The sequence below is a fragment of the Virgisporangium ochraceum genome, from assembly GCF_016863655.1.
In the GTDB taxonomy this organism is placed as follows: domain Bacteria; phylum Actinomycetota; class Actinomycetes; order Mycobacteriales; family Micromonosporaceae; genus Virgisporangium; species Virgisporangium ochraceum.
Genome location: NZ_BOPH01000072.1, coordinates 68,281 through 88,457, shown reverse-complemented (window position 1 = coordinate 88,457; position 20,177 = coordinate 68,281). Strand labels below are relative to the sequence as shown.

The 20,177-nt window shown below is 72.2% G+C and carries 16 protein-coding genes and 1 pseudogene; 6 read left to right on the top strand and 11 right to left on the bottom strand.

What is annotated here, in order from left to right; translation table 11 throughout:
* The first annotated feature begins 26 nt into the window (after positions 1-26).
* Positions 27-1,067 carry a hypothetical protein gene (locus Voc01_RS24800; protein WP_203929931.1) on the top strand — a complete coding sequence of 347 codons (1,041 nt, stop codon included), beginning with the start codon at positions 27-29 and terminating at the stop codon, positions 1,065-1,067.
* Between the two features lie 404 nt (positions 1,068-1,471).
* Here Voc01_RS24800 and Voc01_RS24795 read toward each other — a convergent pair whose 3' ends face one another.
* Entirely contained in the window at positions 1,472-2,275 is an 804-nt protein-coding gene (locus Voc01_RS24795) for an LppU/SCO3897 family protein (RefSeq protein WP_203929930.1), read from the bottom strand.
* A gap of 177 nt (positions 2,276-2,452) precedes the next feature.
* On the opposite strand from Voc01_RS24795, the gene Voc01_RS24790 reads away from it, so the two are divergent.
* Positions 2,453-3,166, top strand: coding sequence for a neutral zinc metallopeptidase (locus Voc01_RS24790; RefSeq protein ID WP_239160463.1), 714 nt, complete (start codon positions 2,453-2,455; stop codon positions 3,164-3,166).
* On the opposite strand, the pseudogene Voc01_RS24785 reads toward Voc01_RS24790, so the two are convergent.
* From Voc01_RS24785 to Voc01_RS24770, 4 genes and pseudogenes are all read right to left on the bottom strand, one after another.
* A pseudogene (locus tag Voc01_RS24785) lies at positions 3,163-4,293 on the bottom strand (bifunctional glycosyltransferase family 2/GtrA family protein); the annotation flags it as partial. The gene Voc01_RS24790 and the pseudogene Voc01_RS24785 sit on opposite strands and share 4 nt — an antisense overlap.
* A complete protein-coding gene (locus Voc01_RS24780) occupies positions 4,290-6,380 on the bottom strand; it encodes a glycosyltransferase family 39 protein (protein WP_203929929.1) in 2,091 nt (696 codons plus the stop codon). The gene Voc01_RS24780 and the pseudogene Voc01_RS24785, both read right to left, overlap by 4 nt.
* Positions 6,377-7,837: a sensor histidine kinase gene (locus Voc01_RS24775; protein ID WP_373873867.1), complete on the bottom strand. Its 1,461-nt coding sequence runs from the start codon at positions 7,835-7,837 to the stop codon at positions 6,377-6,379. The genes Voc01_RS24780 and Voc01_RS24775 overlap by 4 nt, the downstream gene beginning before the upstream one ends.
* 31 nt (positions 7,838-7,868) lie before the next feature.
* Positions 7,869-8,594: a response regulator transcription factor gene (locus tag Voc01_RS24770; protein WP_275423753.1), complete on the bottom strand. Its 726-nt coding sequence runs from the start codon at positions 8,592-8,594 to the stop codon at positions 7,869-7,871.
* A gap of 231 nt (positions 8,595-8,825) precedes the next feature.
* Between Voc01_RS24770 and Voc01_RS24765 the strand changes: the two genes are divergently transcribed.
* Together Voc01_RS24765 and Voc01_RS24760 are read left to right on the top strand one after the other, a co-directional pair.
* Complete coding sequence (locus Voc01_RS24765; protein ID WP_203929927.1) at positions 8,826-11,831, top strand: S8 family peptidase; 3,006 nt, start codon at positions 8,826-8,828, stop codon at positions 11,829-11,831.
* A 72-nt stretch (positions 11,832-11,903) separates the two neighbouring features.
* Positions 11,904-12,368, top strand: a complete 465-nt coding sequence (locus tag Voc01_RS24760; protein ID WP_203929926.1) for a hypothetical protein — start codon at positions 11,904-11,906, stop codon at positions 12,366-12,368.
* 99 nt (positions 12,369-12,467) lie between these two features.
* Here Voc01_RS24760 and Voc01_RS24755 read toward each other — a convergent pair whose 3' ends face one another.
* From Voc01_RS24755 to Voc01_RS24735, 5 genes are read right to left on the bottom strand one after another with little or no spacing between them, the layout of a single operon-like run.
* Positions 12,468-13,484 (bottom strand): hypothetical protein, encoded by a 1,017-nt coding sequence (locus Voc01_RS24755; protein ID WP_203929925.1) that lies wholly within the window; start codon positions 13,482-13,484, stop codon positions 12,468-12,470.
* The gene (locus Voc01_RS24750; RefSeq protein ID WP_203929924.1) at positions 13,481-13,951 is read right to left on the bottom strand and encodes a SigE family RNA polymerase sigma factor; all 471 of its coding nucleotides are present in this window, start codon (positions 13,949-13,951) and stop codon (positions 13,481-13,483) included. Before Voc01_RS24750 ends, Voc01_RS24755 begins: the two co-directional genes overlap by 4 nt.
* 52 nt (positions 13,952-14,003) lie before the next feature.
* Complete coding sequence (locus tag Voc01_RS24745) at positions 14,004-14,837, bottom strand: phosphoribosylaminoimidazolesuccinocarboxamide synthase (protein ID WP_203929923.1); 834 nt, start codon at positions 14,835-14,837, stop codon at positions 14,004-14,006.
* Between the two features lie 13 nt (positions 14,838-14,850).
* On the bottom strand, positions 14,851-15,210 hold the full coding sequence (locus Voc01_RS24740) for a VOC family protein (RefSeq protein ID WP_203929922.1): 360 nt from the start codon (positions 15,208-15,210) through the stop codon (positions 14,851-14,853).
* Between the two features lie 25 nt (positions 15,211-15,235).
* Positions 15,236-16,045, bottom strand: a complete 810-nt coding sequence (locus tag Voc01_RS24735; RefSeq protein ID WP_203929921.1) for a helix-turn-helix domain-containing protein — start codon at positions 16,043-16,045, stop codon at positions 15,236-15,238.
* Between the two features lie 75 nt (positions 16,046-16,120).
* Here Voc01_RS24735 and Voc01_RS24730 point away from each other — a divergent pair, with 75 nt between their 5' ends.
* Together Voc01_RS24730 and Voc01_RS24725 are read left to right on the top strand one after the other, a co-directional pair.
* Positions 16,121-17,764 carry a sodium:solute symporter family protein gene (locus tag Voc01_RS24730; protein ID WP_203929920.1) on the top strand — a complete coding sequence of 548 codons (1,644 nt, stop codon included), beginning with the start codon at positions 16,121-16,123 and terminating at the stop codon, positions 17,762-17,764.
* Between the two features lie 12 nt (positions 17,765-17,776).
* On the top strand, positions 17,777-18,061 hold the full coding sequence (locus Voc01_RS24725) for a hypothetical protein (protein ID WP_203929919.1): 285 nt from the start codon (positions 17,777-17,779) through the stop codon (positions 18,059-18,061).
* On the opposite strand, the gene Voc01_RS24720 is transcribed toward Voc01_RS24725, so the two are convergent.
* Complete coding sequence (locus Voc01_RS24720) at positions 17,946-20,129, bottom strand: MMPL family transporter (RefSeq protein WP_203929918.1); 2,184 nt, start codon at positions 20,127-20,129, stop codon at positions 17,946-17,948. The two genes, Voc01_RS24725 and Voc01_RS24720, sit on opposite strands and share 116 nt — an antisense overlap.
* Positions 20,130-20,177 lie beyond the last annotated feature (48 nt).

Genomic DNA, 20,177 nt, shown 5'->3' with positions numbered 1-20,177 from the left:
GGCCGGGCGGCGAAGCGGGTCCGCCGATGGCCGGCCCACCGGGCTTTCCCGCACCGGTGACCGGCCCGCCCATGGCCGGCCCGCCCATGGCCGGCCCGCCGGTGGGCCGGCCGCCGGGCTTTGGTGAGCCGGCGCCGGTCGCGCAGTACGAGGTCGTGCCGCCGCCCGTGCAGCCGGGGTTCGACGCGCCCCCGCCCGTGCAGCCGGGGTTCGATGGGCCGCCGCCCGTGCAGCCCGGGCCGCCCGCGCAGCCGGGGTTCGACGGGCCGCCGCCGGGGTTCGATGGGCCGCCGCCCGCGCAGCCGGACCTCCAGTCCGGGCCGCCGGCCGGCTACGAATCGGCGTACGTGGGGTACCAGCAGCCGGCTTACGACCCGAACCATCCGTCGTACCAGCCGGCACCGGCGTTCGTGCCGGCCGAGGCGTACGGACCGTCGCCGGCTCCGCCGCCGGGCGACCGGCGCCGCTGGTGGGCCCCGGTGCTGCTGGTCGTGGTGCTGCTGCTCGCGGGTGGCGCGATCGCCACGGTCCTGCTCGTCGACGGCAACGGGGACCGTGAGAACACCGCCAACCCGCAGCCGACGCCCACGGGGGTCTCCTCGCCCACCCGCACCCCGCCGAGCCCGACGGCGAGCGCGTCGCCCTCGGCGCCGCCCCGGCTGGTGACCACCGACCCGTCCGTGTCCGACAGCCGGGCAGCCGCCGTGGCCGACATGTTCGAGGACTACTTCACCGCGATCAACAACCGCGACTACGACGCGGCCCTGGCCGCCTACGACCCGGCCGGCGTGATCAACCCGGGCGACGCCCGCCAGGTTGCCGACTTCAAGCAGGCCATCTCCACCACCACCGACAGCCAGATCGTGCTGCGCTCGGTAGGCCCCCCGGCGAGCGGCCGCGGCGTACTCGACGCCCGGGTGACGTTCCGCAGCAACCAGCAGCCCGGCTACGGGCCGAGAGAGCGCCCGACGGAGACCTGCACCGCCTGGGACGTCACGTACGCCCTGAGCCAGCCGGCCGGCGAATACAAGATCGTGATCGGCAAGGCCACCCACGCGCCCTGCTGACCCGCAGCCGCGACCGGGCACAGAGGAACATCATCAAGCAAGAATGATGTTCCTCCGTGCCCGGTGACGCGGCCCGGTGACGCGGCCCGGTGACGCGGCCCGGTGACGCGGCCCGGTGACGCGGCCCGGTGACGCGGCCCGCCGGTGCGGCCCGGTGACGCGGCCCGCCGGTGCGGCCCGCCGGTGCGGCCCGGTGACGTGGCCCGACCCAGCACCCGGCCCGCGTTCCGCGCAGGACGGGCCACCCCCGAAGTTCCGGCCCGGCGGCGGGCACCACGCGCGGCGTCCCGGATCCTCATCCCGGGAGGGCAGAGGTCGCCAACAGAAGAACGGCTCCGGCAGGGGCGCGGAGCGCCGGAGCCGGAGCCGTTCGGGCCCGAAGGGCCAGTGCTTGCTGGTGAGGGTCAGCGCTTCTTGAGGCAGAGGACGTAGTCGCCGGAGGTGCCGGGGGACTTGTCCATCACGTAGCTGGCGTTCCACTTGCCGGAGCCGGCTGCCGTGTCGCAGCGCTTCTCGTCGGTGCTGAAGGGGACCTTTGCCACGACCTCGTACGAGTTTGCCGTGGTGCAGGCGACCTTGCGGACCTCCGGGTCGTTCTCGGTGCCCTCGTTGACGAAGCAGTCGCCCTTCACGAAGGTGTCGGGGTTGCTGCCCCCGCCGCTGCCCGTGGTCGGGCTCGCGGTACGGGTGCTCGTCGGCGTCGACGTGGGGCGGCCGGTGGAGCTGGCGCTACCCGACGGGCCGGCCGAGGTGGCCGTGGTCGGGTTGGCCGAGGGCTCCTCGTCGTCGCTCGTGAGGGTGTAGGCGGTGAAGATGCCACCACCACACAGAGCGAGCAGCACGATACCGGCGATGATCAGGACGATCTTGGTGCTACCGCCACCACGGGCCGGGGGCGGCGGCTGGTAGCCGCCACCGAAGCCACCAGCAGGCTGCTGGCCGTAGCCGGGCTGCTGCTGCGCGTACGGGTCCTGGAAGCCGCCGCCGCCGTAGGGGTCGGCCGGCGGCGGGTAGCCACCACCGGGGGGCGGAGGGAAGCCGCCGGCGCCCGAGGTCGGCGGCGGGAAGCCGCCACCACCGGGAGGGAAAGCTGAGGTCGGCGGCGGATAGCCACCGGGGTTCTGGGGTGGCGGATACTGCGGAGCACCGCCGTACGGATCCTGGGGAGGCCCACCCCACGGCTGCTGGGGGGGATCGTAGTTGGACATCAAACTCCTCGGGGTGCCTACCGTGCGCGCCAGTGGACTCACGGCACCCGTTGCACGGTAGCGCCTGCCGTCCAGTCGTGCCGGCCCGCCGTGACCGGCGTCATAGCCTATGACATAAGTACACGCACCGCGTCGTCCGCGGGTTCACCCTGCGCCGTCCGCGGGTATTGCCGGAGTGTGAAACGCCACCTCGTGGCTCTGGCCGCAGTCATATTGGCGACGGGCGCCTGCTTCATCGATACCGGTTCGGACGATTCCGGTCAACCCGCGCCGGCGTCACCCGGTCCGACCGGCTCCGGAAACCGAGCCGAACAGCCCAGCGCGGACGAATTCAACCAGGACATCCGCGACGCCACCCGCAGCGCCGAGGACTACTGGCGCGCCGTGTTCGAGCGGTCACGGATCAGGTTCTCGCCGGTCCGCGACATCTTCCCGTACGAGGAGGAGGGCGAGGCCGACTGCGGGGGCGAGCCGATCCCGAAGAACAACGCCGTGTACTGCCCGGCGGGCGACTTCATCGCGTACGACGTCAACTTCGCGGTGACCGCGTTCGCCCGGGTCGGCGACGCCTTCCTCTACTACCTGCTCGGCCACGAGTACGCCCACGGCATCCAGGTGCGCCTGGGCATCCAGTACTCGTACACGATCCAGCAGGAGCTCCAGGCCGACTGCATGGCCGGCGCCTACATCGGCGACTCGGTGAAGTCGGGCGCGCTCACCATCGAGGAGGGCGACATCGAGGAGTTCCGCGAGGGGCTGCTCGCCGTCGGCGACGATCCGAACGTCCCGTGGTTCGCGCCGGGCGCCCACGGCACCGCCGAGCAGCGCGAGGAGTCGTTCTTCGCCGGGTACGAGCGGTCCCTCGACGCCTGCGAACTGCCCGGCGGGTGAAACACGAGCCGTAGCAGGACGAAGCGCATGAGCGTCGCCATGAGGTTCGCGGCGGTCAGTACCACCACCTCCACGGGCAGCGGGCGTCCGGCGGCGAGCACCAGCGACCCGCTCGTCAGGAGCAGACCGAGACCGAAGATCACCAACCCCTGCAGGTGGTGCCGGCCGAGCCCGGCCGACCCGCGCACCCCGAACGTGAGCCGGCGGTTCGCCGCGGTGTTCGCCACGGCCGTGACCAGCAGCGCCAGCAGGTTGGCGACCTGCGGACCCACGCCGGGCCGGAACAGCGCGTACAGCACCAGGTACGCCAGGGTGCTGGCGACCCCGATCGCGGCGAACCGCACCACCTGCCCGGTCAGCCCGGAGGAGTTGCCCCGGCCGAGTTCCCGCCGCAGCGCCTGCAGCGGCAGCGCGCCGGTCGCCAGTCCCCGGCCGAGCCGTGCGATGCCGCGCAGGTCGGCCAGCGCGGTGGCGACGATGTCGACGCGGCTGTCGGGGTCGTCGACCCAGTCGACCGGCACCTCGTGGATGCGCAGCCCGGCGCGCTGGGCCAGCACGAGCAGTTCGGTGTCGAAGAACCAGCCGGTGTCCTGCACCAGCGGCAGCAGCCGGCCGGCGACGTCGGCGCGGATGGCCTTGAACCCGCACTGCGCGTCGGAGAACGACGCGGCGAGCGTGCGCCGCAGGAGCAGGTTGTAGCCGCGGGAGATGAGCTCGCGCTTCGGCCCGCGCACCACCCGCGAGCCGCGGGCCAGCCGGGTGCCGATCGCCAGGTCGGAGTGCCCGGAGATCAGCGGCGCCACGAGCGGCAGCACCGCGGCGAGGTCGGTCGAGAGGTCCACGTCCATGTAGGCGAGCACGGGGGCGTCCGAACCGGTCCAGGCCGCGCGCAACGCACGGCCGCGTCCCTTGGCCTCCAGGCGCAGGTGGACCACGTGAGCGAACTCTTCCGCGAGCCGCCGCGCGACGACGGGGGTGTCGTCGACGCTGGCGTTGTCGGCGATGGTGATCCGGAACGGGTACGGCAGGTGCGCTTCGAGGTAGGCGTGCAGCCGCCGCACGCACGGGTCGAGGTCGCGCTCCTCGTTGTAGACCGGGATCACCACGTCGAGCACGGGCCGCCTCACCGCGTACCGGCCAGGTCGTACACCGTGACGTCGCCGACCGTCCGCGCCTCGAAGGTCGCCGCCACCCAGGAGGCGATCTCCGCCGCCGCGTCGCTGCCGCCGTTGGCGCGCATCCCGCCGCCGCCGATGAAGTAGTGGATCCGGCCGGCGGAGACGTACTCCTGGAACTGCTCCAGCGTCGGCGCCGGGTCGCTGCCGTTGAACCCGCCGATCGCCATCACCGGGAGGCCGGTGGCAAGCTGCACGCCGGCCGCGTTGTTGGCTCCGACGGCGGCCGCCACCCAGGTGTAGGAGCCGGCGTCGGCCTCCAGCAGGGCCACGAGGTCGGCCGAGGGGATTCCGGCGTCGAGCAGGCCACCGAGCCCACCGGCACCCCGGCCACCCATACCGCCACCCGGCCGAACCCCGCCCGCGGTGCCCGTGCCGCCGGTTCCGCCGGTGCTGCCGGTAGCGCCCGTGCCATCGGTCGCGCCGGTGCCATCGGTACCTGCGCCCGGCCCACCGCGTCCGTCGAAGGCCTGCCCACCCGGGCCGCCGAAGCCCGGCTGCCCGCCACCCGGCCCGCCACCGTCGCCGGGGCCACCGCCCGGCCGGCCACCGCCGCCCGGGCCGCCGCCAGCCACGGCCGGGCCCGCGGTCGGGATCGAGCCCGTATGAGCCGACGCCGCCGTCTGCACCGAGTACGCCAGCGGGCCCGCCAGGGCCACCGCCACAGCCAGAACGGCCACCGCCCGCCCCGCCCGCGGAACGATCGACCGTAGCCGGGCACCATCACGTGCGTAACCCCTCAGCACGTGGACACCGACGAGCGCGACCGCCGCGACCGCGCCGACCACGACGACCGCCGTCCGCAGCCACGGCTGGAACGAGGCGCTGCGCCCGAGCAGCACCGACGCCCACACCACGGTGACCGCCAGCGCACCCGCGAGCGCGAGGTTCGACCACCGTCCGAACGCGAGCACCGCGCCGACGCCGACCAGCGCGCCGACCGCGGGGGCGAGCGCCACCGTGTAGTACGCGTGGAAGATGCCCTGCATCTGGCTGAACACGACGCCGGTGACCAGGAGCCAGCCGCCCCACAGGAGCAGCGACGCCCGGGTGAGGTCGGTCCGTGGGGCCCGTGCGGTGACGACGAGGCCGGCGACGAGCAGGATCAGCGCCGCCGGGAGCAGCCAGGCGATCTGCCCGCCGATCTCGGAGTCGAACAGGCGTCCCCAGCCGGTCTCGCCCCAGCCGTTGCCGCCGCCGACGCTGCCGGTCTGCTCGCCGGTGATGCGGCCGAGGCCGTTGTAGCCGAGGGTCAGTTCCAGCACCGAGTTGTTCTGCGACCCGCCGATGTACGGGCGGCTCGCCGCCGGCCACAGTTCGACGATCGCCACCCACCAGCCGGCGGCCGCGACGAGGGCCGCGCCGGCGGACAGAAGGTGCAGGACGCGTCGACCGAACCCCGTGGGCGCCGCCACGAGATACACCACCGCCAGCGCCGGCACCACGAGGAACGCCTGCAGCATCTTCGTGAGGAAGCCGAACCCGACCAGCGCGCCGGCGAACATCAGCCAGCGCACCGACGCCCGCTCCACCGCCCGCACCGTCGCGTACGCCGCGCCCACCAGCAGAAGAACCAGCAGCGCGTCGGGGTTGTTGAAGCGGAACATGAGCGTCGCCACCGGGGTCACGGCCAGCACCGCGCCCGCGATGAGCCCGGCCGTCGGCCCCGACCAGCGCTTGACCGTCGCGTACAGCAGGGCCACGGTCGCCACACCCATGAGGGCCTCGGGCACCAGGATGCTCCACGGGTTCAGCCCGAAGATCCGCACCGACAGGCCCATGATCCACAGGGAGGCGGGCGTCTTGTCGACGGTGATCGCGTTCGACGCGTCGAACGAGCCGAAGAACCACGCCTTCCAGCTCTCCGAACCGGCCTGTGCGGCCGCCGCGTAGTAGGCGTTCGCCCACCCGCTCGCGCCCAGGCCCCACAGGTACAGCGCCGCGGTCGCCACGAGAAGGGCGAAGAGCTTTATGTGACGGCGTAGGGCCGAGCCCGTTGTCACCGCGGTTCCGGGTACAGAGTGGATCAACGTGGTCATGCGTCCACGTTGGTTGTCCCCGCTATCCCGATCGTGTGCCCGTCCTGTGCCGCCGCTGTGAAGCTGTCCGTGTACCGGGGGAGGGTCACCGTGAACGCGGTGCGGCCGGGCACGCTGTCGACCCGCACGTCACCGCCGTGCGCCCGCACCACGGCGTCGACGATCGACAGGCCGAGGCCGGTGCTGCTGCCGCCCGCGGCCCGCGCCCGCGAACTGTCGCCGCGGGTGAACCGCTGGAACAGGTTCGGCTGCAGTTCCGCGGGGATGCCCGGTCCGTTGTCGGTGACCGACAGCTCGCCCGCCGGGGTGATCCGCACCGTCACCTCGGTGCCCGGTGGGGTGTGCGTGCGCGCGTTGGCCAGCAGGTTCGCCAGCACCTGGTGCAGGCGGGCGGCGTCGCCGGCCACCACCACGGGCTCGTCGGGCAGGTCGAGCCGCCACCGGTGCTCCGGACCGGCGACGTGCGCGTCGCCGACGCTCTCCACCACCAGCGCCGTCAGGTCGACCGGCCCGCGCTCCAGCGGCCGGCCGGCGTCGAGCCGCGCGAGGAGCAGCAGGTCCTCGACCAGGGCGGTCATCCGCTTCGCCTGGGTCTCCACCTTGATCAGCACGGGTTCGGCGTCGACGCCCTCGCGCCGGCCCAGCTCGGCGTAGCCGCGGATCGCGGCCAGCGGCGTCCGCAGCTCGTGGCTGGCGTCGGCGATGAACTTGCGCAGCCGCGTCTCGCTGGCCTGCCGCGCGGCGAACGCGCCCGCCACGTGCCCGAGCATGCGGTTGAGCGCGGCGCCGACCTGGCCGACCTCGGTGCGCGGGTCGGTGTAGATCTCGGGGACCCGCTCGGCCAGCGCCACGTCGCCCTCGTGCAGCGGCAGCTCGGCGACCCGGCCGGCGGTGGCGGCCACCCGGTTCAGCGGCTTGAGCGTCACCCGGATCAGCGCGCTGCCGCCGAGCCCCGCCGCGAGGAGGGCCAGCAGCGACACCCCGATCTCCACGTACGCGAGCCGTTCGAGGGTGTCGTAGACGTCGTCGATCGGCAGCCCGGTGATGATCACCCGGCCGTCGGACAGCTCGGTGGCGAGCAGCCGGTACCGCCCGAGGCCGGGCACCTCCCGGTTGTGCGGTTCGCCGTCGGCGGGCAGCGCTTCGAGCACGGGGTAGGTGTCGGGCCCGAGCTGGTCGGGCGGGCCGGGGCGGGAGGAGAAGAAGGCGCCGTACTCGACCGCACCGTCGACCAGGGTCGCCGCGAGCGTGCCGGAGCCCAGGCCCTGTGCGCCGATGGGGTCGGGCCGGCCGTTGCGTGGCATCCGCCCGCCGTACGGGGACCTGGCCTCGGCACCCGTGCGGGCGCTCGCCTCCTCCAGCTGCTTGTCGGTCTTGCCGATGAGGTACGCGTGCAGCGCCACCTCCGTGGCCACGCCGATCGTGATGCACAGCGCCGCCACCACGAGCAGCAGCATCACCAGAAGCCGTGCTCGCAGAGACCACGCTCTATGTGGCCGGTTTGAGGACATACCCCGCTCCGCGCATCGTATGGATCATGGGCTCGCGGCCCGCGTCGATCTTCTTGCGCAGGTAGGAGATGTACAGCTCGACCACGTTGGCCTGGCCGCCGAAGTCGTAGTTCCACACGCGATCGAGGATCTGCGCCTTGCTCAGCACCCGCTTCGGGTTGCGCATCAGGTACCGCAGCAGTTCGAACTCGGTGGCCGTCAACGTGATCGGCTCGCCGGCGCGGCGCACCTCGCGGCTGTCCTCGTCCATGGTGAGGTCGCCGACCACGAGCTGCGCCTCGCTGTGCGCGGTGGCGAGTCCGGCCCGGCGTAGCAGGCCGCGCAGCCGGGCCACCACCTCCTCCAGGCTGAACGGCTTGGTGACGTAGTCGTCGCCGCCGGCGGTGAGCCCGGCGATGCGGTCCTCGACGGCGTCGCGGGCGGTGAGGAACAGCACCGGCACGTCGGACCGCTCGGCCCGCATCCGGCGCATGACCTCCAGCCCGTCGAAGTCGGGCAGCATGACGTCGAGCACCACGGCGTCGGGGCGGAAGTCGCGCGCGGTGCGCACGGCGCTCGACCCGTCGCCGGCGGCGCGTACCTCCCACCCCTCCAGGCGCAGCGCCATCGACAGCAGTTCGGCGAGTGGCGCCTCGTCGTCGACAACGAGCACGCGCAGCGGGCTGCCGTCGGCCCGGCGCAGCTGCTGGCTTTCCGTCTTCATGCTGGTCACGACCCGATCCTGGGCTCTCGCGCTGTGTGCCAACCCTACGGAACCTGTGTACCGCCTGTGTGTGACCGCCGCAGCTTGATCGACGACGGTGCCCACCCCTACGCCCTGCCCTACGAGTGTGTCCAGCCGCTCCCAGCCAGTGACACATCGAAATAGGCTGCTGATCCTGGCCGCCGCTGACAGCCCGCGGCGGGTCCCCGCAGGCACGGAGGTTCCACACCGGTGTCATTCTCCCGACGGGCCGGCTTCCGCCCGGCTGCGCTCGCGATCGCCACCGCGGCGGTCACCGTCATAGCCCTCTCACCCCCAGGCCCGGTGGCCGCGGCTCCGGCCGCGGCCACCGCGGGCACGTACCTGATCCAGTTCGAAGGCGCGCCCCTGACCGCATACACCGGCGGGGTCAGCGGCATCGCCGCCACCAGGGCCGCCACCGGCGCGAAGATCGACCGGAAGTCCTGGAACTACCAGGCCTACCGCCAGTACCTCAAGGGCAAGCGCGCCGAGGTCCTGAACCGGGCCAAGATCGCCAAGAGCAGGCAGGTGGCCGAGTACGACACCGTCATCAACGGTGTCGCCGCCACCCTCACGGCCGACGAGGTCGCCAAGCTCAACCGCACGCCCGGCGTCGTCAAGCTCTGGAAGAACGAGATCTTCAAGCTGACGACCGTGAGCACCCCGAGGTTCCTCGGGCTGGAGGGCTCCGGCGGGGTGTGGAACGAGCAGTTCGGCGACCCGTCGAAGGCCGGCCTCGGCACGATCATCGGCGTCGTCGACTCCGGCATCTGGCCGGAGAACCCGAGCTTCGCCGCGCTGCCGGAGCCGCGTCCCGACGCCGACACCATCGCGGCGAAGTGGAGCGGCGAGTGCCAGCCGGGCACCGACAACCGCGAGTACCCCGACGTCACGTGCAACAACAAGCTGATCGGCGCCCGGTACTACGACTTCGGCGCCCCGAAGTACGGCCCCGACGACTTCAGGTCCCCGCGTGACTCCGACGGGCACGGCAGCCACACCGCGAGCACCGCGGCCGGCAACTACGGCGTCCCGGCGACGATCAACGACATCGCGGTCGGCAACGTCAGCGGCATGGCGCCGGCGGCCCGCATCGCCGCGTACAAGGTCTGCTACAGCAACGGCTGCGGCGGCCTCGAGATCGCGGCCGCGATCGACGACGCGGTCGCCGACGGCGTCGATGTGATCAACTTCTCGATCTCGGGCTCGGCCAGCTCGCTGACCGACCTCATCGAGTCGGCGTTCTTCCAGGCCGCCGCCGCGGGCGTGTTCGTGTCGGCCTCGGCCGGCAACAACGGCCCCGGGCCGTCGACGGTCGCGCACAACGGTCCGTGGAACATGACCGTGGCCGCGAGCACCCACGACCGGTTCTCGGCCAAGTCGGTGACGCTCGGAAACGGCGCCACCTACAGCGGCGCCGGCAACGGTGGCGCGTTCGGACCGGCTCCGCTCGTCGACGCGGTGAACGCCGGCCTGCCCGGCGCCGACCCGGTGAAGCTGGCCCAGTGCTGGCCGGCCAACGAGAACGGCGGCGTGGCGGTGCTCGACCCGGCGAAGGTCACCGGGAAGATCGTGCTGTGCGCGCGCGGTGGCTCCTCGCGCGTCGGCAAGAGCCTGGCCGTCAAGGAGGCCGGCGGCGTCGGCATGATCCACCACAACACCGACGACAGCCAGTCGATCAACGCCGACTACCACTTCGTGCCGACGGTGCACATCAACGCCACGGCCGGCCTGGCCGTGAAGGCGTACATCGCCTCGACGGCGGCCCCGGCGGCGTCGTTCAGCGCGGCGGTGCCGCAGACGGTGCGCGCGCCGCAGATGGCGTCGTTCTCTTCGCGCGGCCCGTCGTTCGCCGGCAACGGTGATCTGTTGAAGCCCGACGTCACCGCGCCGGGTGTCGACATCATCGCGGCGGTCTCGCCGGTCGGCCACAGCGGCAACCTGCACGACTCGCTGCAGGGCACGTCGATGTCCGGCCCGCACGTGGCCGGTATCGCGCTGCTGCTGCGGTCGAAGCACCCGACCTGGTCGCCGATGGCGGTCAAGTCGGCGATCATGACGAGCGCCACCACGCGTGACAACACCAACCAGCAGATCCCGGCCACGCCGCTCGACTACGGCAACGGCCACGTGCACCCGGCGGGCGCGTTCGACCCGGGCCTCGTGTACGAGTCGGGTCCGCTGGACTGGCTGCAGTACACGTGCGGTGCCGGTCAGCACCAGTCCCTCGGCGACGGCTCCGACGTCTGCGACGTCGTCGGCCAGATCGACCCGAGCGACTTCAACAACGCGTCGATCGCGATCGGCGACCTCGCCGGCAGGCAGACCGTGACCCGCACGGTCTCCAACACCACCAACCAGGCCAGCGTGTACGTGCCGAGGGTGGAGGCGCCGGCCGGGTTCACGGTGAAGGTCACGCCGTCCGTCCTCACGGTTCTGCCGCGGCGGTCGGCGACCTACACGGTCGAGATCACCCGCACCACGGCGGCGCTGAACACCTGGGCGTTCGGCTCGCTCACCCTGGCCGACCTGCGCGGGCACAGCGTGCGCAGCGCGATCGCGGTGCAGCCGACGCAGATCTCCGCCGTCGCCGAGGTCACCGAATCCGGCGCGTCCGGGTCCGTCGTGGTCCCGGTCCGCGCGAACTACAACGGGACGCTCGGCGCCCGGCCGGCCGGCATGATCCCGTCGACGGTGACCTCGAAGCACGTCGAGGGCACCGACTCCGGGTTCAGCCCGACCCAGCCGAGCGAGATTCCTGGCGTCGCCAAGTTCAGCGTGACCGTGCCGGCCGGTGTGACCGCCCGGTTCGCCACGTTCGACTCGGACTACCAGCGGGGCACCGACCTGGACATGTTCGTCTACAAGGAGGGTGCGCCGCCGAACCAGGTTCCGTTCCGGACGAGCACCGGCGGTTCCGCCGAGGAGGCGGTGACCATCTCCGAGCCGGGCAACTACACCATCTACCTGTCGGTGTTCGCCCTGCCGGAGGGCGTCGACGAGGTGGACGTGAAGTTCCACTCGTGGCTGCTGGGCTCGGCCCCGGCCGGCAACCTGACCGTGTCGCCGGCCAGCCAGCCGGTGACCGTGGGTGGCGCCGCGCAGGCGACGGCCACCTGGTCCGGTCTCACCCCGGGTGTGAAGTACCTGGGTGCCATCGACTGGGTCAACGGCAGCGCGGTGCTGGACCGCACGGTGATCCAGGTCCAGGCGTAGACGACCTGACAGTGAGCTGCCCCCGGCCGACCGGCCGGGGGCAGCTCGTTTCACCCGGTACGCTCTGGCGTCGTGGCCCAGTCCGAACAGCGTCCGATCGCCCTGTTCTTCTACCTGTCGTGCGCCTTCGGCTTCGCCGGTGCGCTGATGCTGATCCTCACGCCGCTGCTGCCGCTGGCGTACATCGACCTGCTGGGCGAGTCGATCGAAACCGACCTGGGTGGCAGCGGCTGGGGCGTAGCCCTCCTCGGTCTGGTGGCGGGCGCCTGCCCGGCGATGGCGATCGTCCAACGCAACCCCGTGTGGGCCACCGGGATGCTGTTGCCGGCGATCGTGGCGATCGGCTGGTCGGGCTGGTACACGTTCAGCCGCATCCCCGAGCTGGCGCGCCTGGCCGACTCCGCGTCCCTGGGCTGGGGCGGCGTGCTGTTCGTGTTCTCGGGCCCGGTCCTGATGATCGGCGGAATGGGCGCCCTGATCGCCACCTACGGCCGCCTGAGGGAGCAGGCCGAAGCCGCCGAACGCGACCTCGCCTGAGGGCCGCCGCAGCCCGGCGGCGTTCCGATGCGCCCGCTGCCGGGTCCCGTCGATCGCCCACCAGGTCTGTGCCGGTCGCCTTGATCGTCGTTCGAGGCACTAGCCGGTCCAGCGCACGCCCTCCGCCACCGCGCGGAAGACCGCCAGGTTCAGCGCCGGATGCGCGTCCCAGGTGGCCGGCATGACCGTGAGTACACCGTGGTCCCACGCGACCGTGACGCCGCGGTCCGGCCCGAGGGACCAGGCCGGCCGGCCCTGAATGTCGTCGATGGGGGTGTCGACGTCCGTACTACTCACGTCGCCGGACATCACCGACACCCGCAGGGTCCTCGACCCGTCGACCACGAGCCGGTCGTCGACGATGGCCTCCTCGCCGGTCGAGGTCTCGAACCGGGGTGCCGCCCGCGACTCCGGCGCCACGTCGATCACGCCGCCCCGGTCGGGATACGTCCGGACGCCCACGATGCGCATCCCGCGCGGCACGTGGGTCAGCGCGAACGCCACGCGGACCGGCTCCGGATCGCCCTCGGTGATCCCGCCCGCGATCCGCTCGGCCGAGGCCTGCAGGGCCGGCTGCACCTCGGCCTCGTTCGGTTGCCCGTGCCCGTACTCGAGATCGGCCCACCGGCCCGACGGCAGCTGCCACTTGATCAACGTCCGGGCGGTGCGGGACACCACGCGGCCCGGCAGGCCGCCGACCGTGATCCGCTGCCAGCCCGGCTGGTCGAGCCGTGGCTGCAGGCCGGGGCTGTACAGGGTCACCCGCAGGTAGCGGGCGTCGTCGCGGACGACGCTGGCGACCTCGCCGGTGGTCGACACCTCCCAGAGGTTCGGGGTCATGCCCTCGGGGAGCCAGCCGAACCGGAGGGTGCGGTTCCAGTCCCCGGTCGGGACCACCGTGCGACCGGCGGGCGCGTCGTCGGCGCGGCCACCGACCCACGGCGACCGGACCACCGCGACGCCGGCGAGCAGCACGACCGCGAGCACCGCGACGGTCCGGCCGGCCCACCGCCGCCGGCGCCGGCGCCGGATCCCGCCCGCCACCCCGGCCAGCACGTCGGCCGGGTCGGGTGCGAGCCGCTCCTCGGCCCGCAGGGCCTCCACCAACTCGTTCATCGGATCGTCTCCAGGTCGGCCTGCCGCAGGGCCGACATCGCCCGGGAGTGGAAGGTCCGCACCGCCCCTTCGGAGCAGCCGAGCAGTGCGGCGATCTCCGCCGTCGGGAGTCCCTCGTAGTAGCGCAGCACCACCACGGCCCGCTGCCGCGCCGGCAGGGCGGCCAGCCGGCGTAGCAGGTCGGCCCGCTCGACCGACGAGTCGGCGTGGTCCGCGACGACGCCCGCGGCCGGCAGCCGCGATCCGAGCACACGCCGCCGCAGCAAGCGCCGCCGCCAGGACAGGTACTCGCGCACGATCACCCGGCGGACGAACGCCTCCGGCTCCTCGATGCGGGCCCACCGGGAGTGTGCCCGCACGAGCGCCTCCTGCACGACGTCCTGCGCCAGGTCGCGATCACCGACGAGCACCGCCGCGTACCGCACGAGCGCCGCGAGCCGCGCGCCCACGAACTCCTCGAACGTCATGAAGCCTCCCAGTGTCACGAGGAAGACGTCACGAACGCCCGGAAACGCATCGTCAGAACGGAAGACCGGTGAGTCTTTCGTAGGCCTCGACGTAGCGGGCGCGGGTCGCCGACACCACGTATCCCGGCACCTCCGGCCCCGGCGGCTGCTTGTTCCAGCCGGTGCCCACCGCCCAGTCGCGGACCATCTGCTTGTCGAACGGGTGCTGCGGACGGCCGGGTTCCCAGTGGTCGGCCGGCCAGAAGCGGGACGAGTCCGGAGTCAGTACCTCGTCGGCGAGCGTGAGCGTGCCGTCGCGGGAGAAGCCGAACTCCAGTTTGGTGTCGGCGATGATGATCCCGCGGTCGCGGGCGATGTCCGAGCCGCGCTCGTAGATGGCCAGCGTCAGGTCGCGGAGCCGTGCGGCCACGTCGGCGCCGACCTGGTCGACGACCTGCTCGTACGTGAGCGCCTCGTCATGTTCTCCGATGGGCGCCTTCGTGGTCGGCGTGAAGATCGGCGTCGGCAGGCGCGAGCCCTCGACCAGGCCGGGCGGCAGGGCGATGCCGCACACCGAGCCGGACCGGTCGTACTCGGCGCGGGCCGACCCGCTGAGGTAGCCGCGGGCCACGCACTCCACCGGCACCATCGACAGCGACCGGCACCGCACCGCCCGGCCGGCCCACTCCGGCGGGTCGGACACCTCGCCGATGATGTGGTTCGGCACCAGGTCCTCGAGCTGGTCGAACCACCAGAGGGACAGCCGGGTGAGCACCCGGCCCTTGTCGGGCACCGGGGTGGGCAGGACCACGTCGTACACCGAGACCCGGTCGGAGGCGACCAGGATCAGGTCGTCTCCGTCCCGGTAGACGTCGCGGACCTTGCCCGAGTGAACCAGCGTCGGCATGACGCCTATCCAATCAGGGCCGCATCAGCATCCACTGGATGCCCCACGGGTCGCGGAGGCGCCCGCCCCGCCCGTACTCGTGGTCGTCGATCGGGTAGATCACCGTCGCGCCGCCGGCCTCCATCGCGGCGGCCACCCCGTCGGGGTCGGCGACCTCGAGCGCCATGATCACGGAGACGGGCTCGTCGCCGTCCCCCTGATCCTTGACCCCGATGACGCCGGCACTGCCGAACGACACCTCGGCGTGAACGACCTTGCCCGAATTGTCCGTAAAAACCTCGCCGACTCCGGCGCCGAACGCCTTCTCGTAGAACGCCATCGCGGCCCGGGCGTCCGACACCACCAGCCGCGGGTACATGCGTGTCACAGTCATGCCCCGAGCATGACCGGGGAAGAAGCTAAGGGATTGTAGAAACCGGCACGTGGTTCGGCTCCGCCGGCGACCGCGGCCGGTACGCGCCCGGCGTCGTCGCCGCGAACGACCGGAAGTCGTGGATCAGGTGCGCCTGGTCGTGGAACCCGTGCTCCGCCGCGAGCCGCGCCCAGTCGGGGTCCGCGGAGGACGCCGCCGCCCGCACCACGCGCTGGAACCGCCGCACCCGCGCGAACCGCTTCGGCGTCAGCCCGATGTGCTCGGCGAACTCGCGGCCGAGGCGGCGCGGCGTCCACCCGAGGCGATCGGCCGCCGCGGCCACGCTCGCGCCGTGGTGAAGGTCCGCGGCGGCGGTCACCACCGCGTTGTCGGGTTCGAGGGGACGGCGCGCGCGCCGCCTCAGGGCGACCTCGGCCTCGGTCAGCGCTGCCTCGGAACCCGCGGCTGACAACAGCCGCTCCCGGAGCAGAGCTCCGGCTCCCCGGCCCCACAGGTCGTCGAGGTCGACCAGGCTGCCCCGCAGGTCGGCGGCGTCGGCGGGCAGGAACGGGTACGAACCGCCCACCCGGAACGCGACCCACAGGATCCGCCGCTGGTCGGCCGGGTCGATCAGCACCGGCCCGTCGTACGGCCCCTGCACGGCGGTGCCGCCGGTGACCGTGGGTGGACCACCGTCGAGCGGGTAGGTGCTCAACGAGTCGCGGTCGAGGTTCACCAGCAGCTGCACGGTGCCCGACGGCAGCCCCAGCTCCAGGCCGACGCCCGCCGTGAACTCGCCGTAGCCCATCGACGCGACGAACGGCGCCAGCGCCGGTGACGGTCGGTGAGTCCACATGGGTCGAGATTAATCCCGGCTACCCGCGGGTAGCACATCGACCAACACCCGTCGATCCCTCTCGGGAGGCTTGGCGTGGACGGTCTCCGCCTGGACCTGAACCTCGTCGACTACCTGCTGCTCGCGTTGTACTTCGCGACGGTGCTCGGAGTCGGCTTCGCCGCCCGCCGCTCGATCCGCACGAGCGTCGACTTCTTCCTCTCCGGCCGCTCGTTACCTGCGTGGGTCACCGGCCTGGCGTTCGTGTCGGCGAACCTCGGTGCCCTGGAGATCATCGGCATGGCCGCCAACGGCGCCCAGTACGGCCTGATGACCACCCACTACTACTGGATCGGCGCCGTACCGGCGATGGTGTTCCTCGGCATCGTGATGATGCCGTTCTACTACGGGTCGCGGGTGCGCAGCGTCCCCGAGTACCTGCGGCTGCGGTTCAACCGGCCCACCCACCTGCTGAACGCCGTGACGTTCGCGGTGGCGCAGATGCTCATCGCCGGCGTGAACCTGTACGCGCTCGCGATCGTGATGCGCGCGCTGCTCGGCTGGCCCCTGTGGACGTCGATCGTGCTCGGCGCGGCGATCGTGCTGGTGTACATCACGATCGGCGGCCTGACGTCGGCCATCTACAACGAGGTGCTGCAGTTCTTCGTGATCCTGGCCGGCCTCATCCCGATCGTGGTGATCGGCCTCGTGAAGGTCGGCGGCATCGAGGGCCTGTGGGACAAGGTGCGCGACACCCCGCTCGGCGCCGCCGGTCTCGACACGTGGAGCCACACCGGCGGATCCGACAACCCGTTGGGCGCCAACTGGTTCGGCATCGTGTTCGGGCTCGGCTTCGTGCTCTCGTTCGGGTACTGGACCACGAACTTCGCCGAGGTGCAGCGGGCCCTGTCGGCGAAGAACATGAGCGCCGCCCGGCGCACGCCCATCATCGCCGCGTTCCCGAAGCTGTTCATCCCGATCGTCACGGTGATCCCCGGTCTCGTGGCCCTGGTGACCATCGAGGGCCTCGGCGCCGAGGACGGCGACCTGCAGTACAACAACGCGATCCCGCTGCTGATGCGCGACCTGCTGCCCAACGGCGTGCTCGGCGTCGCGGTCACCGGCCTGATCGCGAGCTTCATGGCCGGCATGGCCGCCAACGTGTCGGGCTTCAACACCGTCTTCACCTACGACATCTGGCAGACGTACGTGAAACGCGACCGCGACGACGACTACTACGTACGGATCGGGCGGATCGCGACGATCGGCGGCGTGGTCGTCGGCATCGGCACCGCGTTCATCGCGGCCGGGTTCAGCAACATCATGAACTACATCCAGGCGCTGTTCTCGGTGTTCAACGCGCCGCTGTTCGCGACGTTCATCATCGGTATGTTCTGGCGCCGGATGACCGCCGTCGCCGGCTTCTGGTCGCTGCTGGCCGGCACCGTCGTGGCGCTCGGCACCTACCTCCTCTACCTGGCCGGCCTGCTGCCGTTCGACTCCGACCTGGAGGAGAGCTTCTGGGGCGCGGGTCTGGCGTTCGTCACGGTGGCGATCGTCGCGGCGGTCCTCACCCCGGCTACGCAGCCGAAGCCGGCCGAGGAGCTACGGGGGCTGGTCTACGGCACCGCCGACCTCGGCGAGCTCGACCCGGAGGACCGGGTGTGGTACCGGTCGCCGGTGCTGCTCGGCTCGATCGCCGTGTTCCTGTCCATCGTCTTCTACATCCCGTTCTTCTAAGGAGTTCACGCCATGGCCGAGACTCCCCTCCCGGACGAGGCCGAGCGGCGGTCGGCCGCCGCCCGGCTGTTCGACGTGCGCCGCGTCATCGGCGGCCTCTTCGTCGTCTACGGGGTGATCGTCACGCTGATCGGGCTGTTCGACTCCGAGGCCGACCTGGAGAAGGCGCAGGGCGTGCGGATCAACCTCTGGACGGGACTGGGGATGCTTCTCCTCGGTGCCCTGTTCCTGCTGTGGCAGTGGTGGCGGCCGGCGCAGGTGCCGACTCCTCCTGCGGAGAGTGACTCTCCACGGTGACCTGAGGCAGGATCCGGTCGAGCCACCGCGGGATCCACCAGTTCCACCGGCCCAGCAGCGTCATCGTGGCCGGCACCAGGAACAGCCGCACGAGCGTCGCGTCGATGAGCACCGCGACCGCCATGCCCGTGCCCACCATCTTCACGGTGACGTCCGGGTCGAGCGCGAACCCGATGAACACCGCGACCATGATGGCCGCCGCGCTCGTGATGACGCGGCCGGTGGCGGCGAGCCCGCGCACCACGCTGCCGTGCGCGTCGCCGGTGGCGAGCCAGAACTCGCGCACCCGCGACAGCAGGAACACCTCGTAGTCCATCGACAGGCCGAACAGCACCGCGAACATCAGAATCGGCACCCAGCTCGACACCGGTACCGCGTGCGGCAGCCCGAGCCACTCCGCGCCCCAGCCCCACTGGAACACCGCGGTGATCACGCCGTACGCGGCCGCGACCGACAGCAGGTTCATCGCCGCCGCCTTGAGCGCCACCACCGGCGCCCGGAACAGCACGGTCAGCAGCAGCAGCGACATCGCCACCACGAACACCACCACGACCCACAGCCGGTCGGCGAGCCGGTCGACGATGTCGGCGAACACCGCCACCAGGCCGGTGGTCCGCGCGTCCGCCGGGAGCACGTCGGCGCGCAGGCGGTCGAGCAGGTCGGTGGTCCGCTCGTCCTGCGGGCCGGTGGTCGGCTCGATGAAGATCACCGCGGCGTCGTTGGCCGCGTTGGTCATCGGCGGGGTCACCGCCGCGACGCCGGGCTCGGCCCGCACCGTCTCCACGAGCGCCGGCAACGTGTCCGGCGACACGCGACGCAGGTCGATCGCCACCACCAGCGGGCCGTTGGCACCGGCACCGTACTCGGCGGCGATGAGGTCGTAGGCCTGCCTGGTGGTGTTCGAGGTGGGCTGGCTGCCCGCGTCCTGCGGCCAGGTGCGCATCCCGAGCACCGGCGCGGCCAGCACCAGCAGCACGAGCAGGCCCACGACCGCCACCGGCCACGGCTTCGCCGCCACCGCACGGGCGAACCGCTCGGTGAGGCTCTGCTTCACCTCGACGGTCGCCACCCCCTTGCGGACCTTGCGCGGCAGCATCCGCCGACCCGCGAGCCCGCAGAGCGCCGGAACGAGCGTGATCGCGCTGAACATCACGAAGCCGACGGTCGCGAACGTCGCGTACCCGAACGACGTGTAGACGGCGAGGCCCGCGAACGCCAGCCCGAACAGCGAGACCAGCACCGTGGAGCCGGCCACGAGCACCGAGGAGCCGGCGGTCGCGGTCGCCTCGGCGGCGGCGTCCACAGTGGACAGGCCGCGCCGCAGCGCCTCGGTGAAGCGGCTCACCAGCAGCAGCGCGTAGTCGATGCCCACGCCCAGGCCGACCATCGTCGCCACGGTCGGTGCGGTCACGCTGATGTCGGTCACCGTGGCCATGAGATAGATGACCGACATGCCGGCGCCGAGCCCGAACAGCGCGACCACGAGCGGCAGCCCCGCGGCGACCACCGAACCCAGCGCGAGCACCATGATGATCAACGCGGCCACGATGCCGATCGCCTCGGCGGTGCCGCTCGGCGCCTGGATGTTCTCGGCGACCTGGCCGCCCAGTTCCACCTGCAGACCGCGGTCCGACGCCGGTCCGGCGGCGGTCCACAGCGCGTCGACGGCCTCGGTGCCCGTGAAGTCGGTGACCGGCACCAGGTAGCGCACGGTGATCAGCGCGGTGTCACCGTCGGCCGACGGGCGCGGCTCGCTCACGTTGCCGACCTCGGGCAGGTTCCCGATCCGGCTGCGTACCTCGGCGAGCACACCCGGGTCGAGGCGGTTGCCGGAGCGGTCGTGCACCACCACCCTGGCGTCGGCGCCGCTCAGCTCGGGGAACCGGTCGGCGAGGAGGTTCGTGCCGTCCTGCGAGGGCGTACCGGAGACGTTGTAGTCGTCGTGCGGCTCGCCGCCCACCGTCGCGGCCAGCCCGACGGTGACGACGAGGATCAGCAGCCACCCGGCGAGGGTGCGCCAGGGGTGGGTCGCGGCGGCGGCACCGAGCCGGGCCAGTCTGGTGTTCACGGCAGTCCTCCAAGGTTCCTGTCACAGCAGCATCCGCCGCGACGCTTG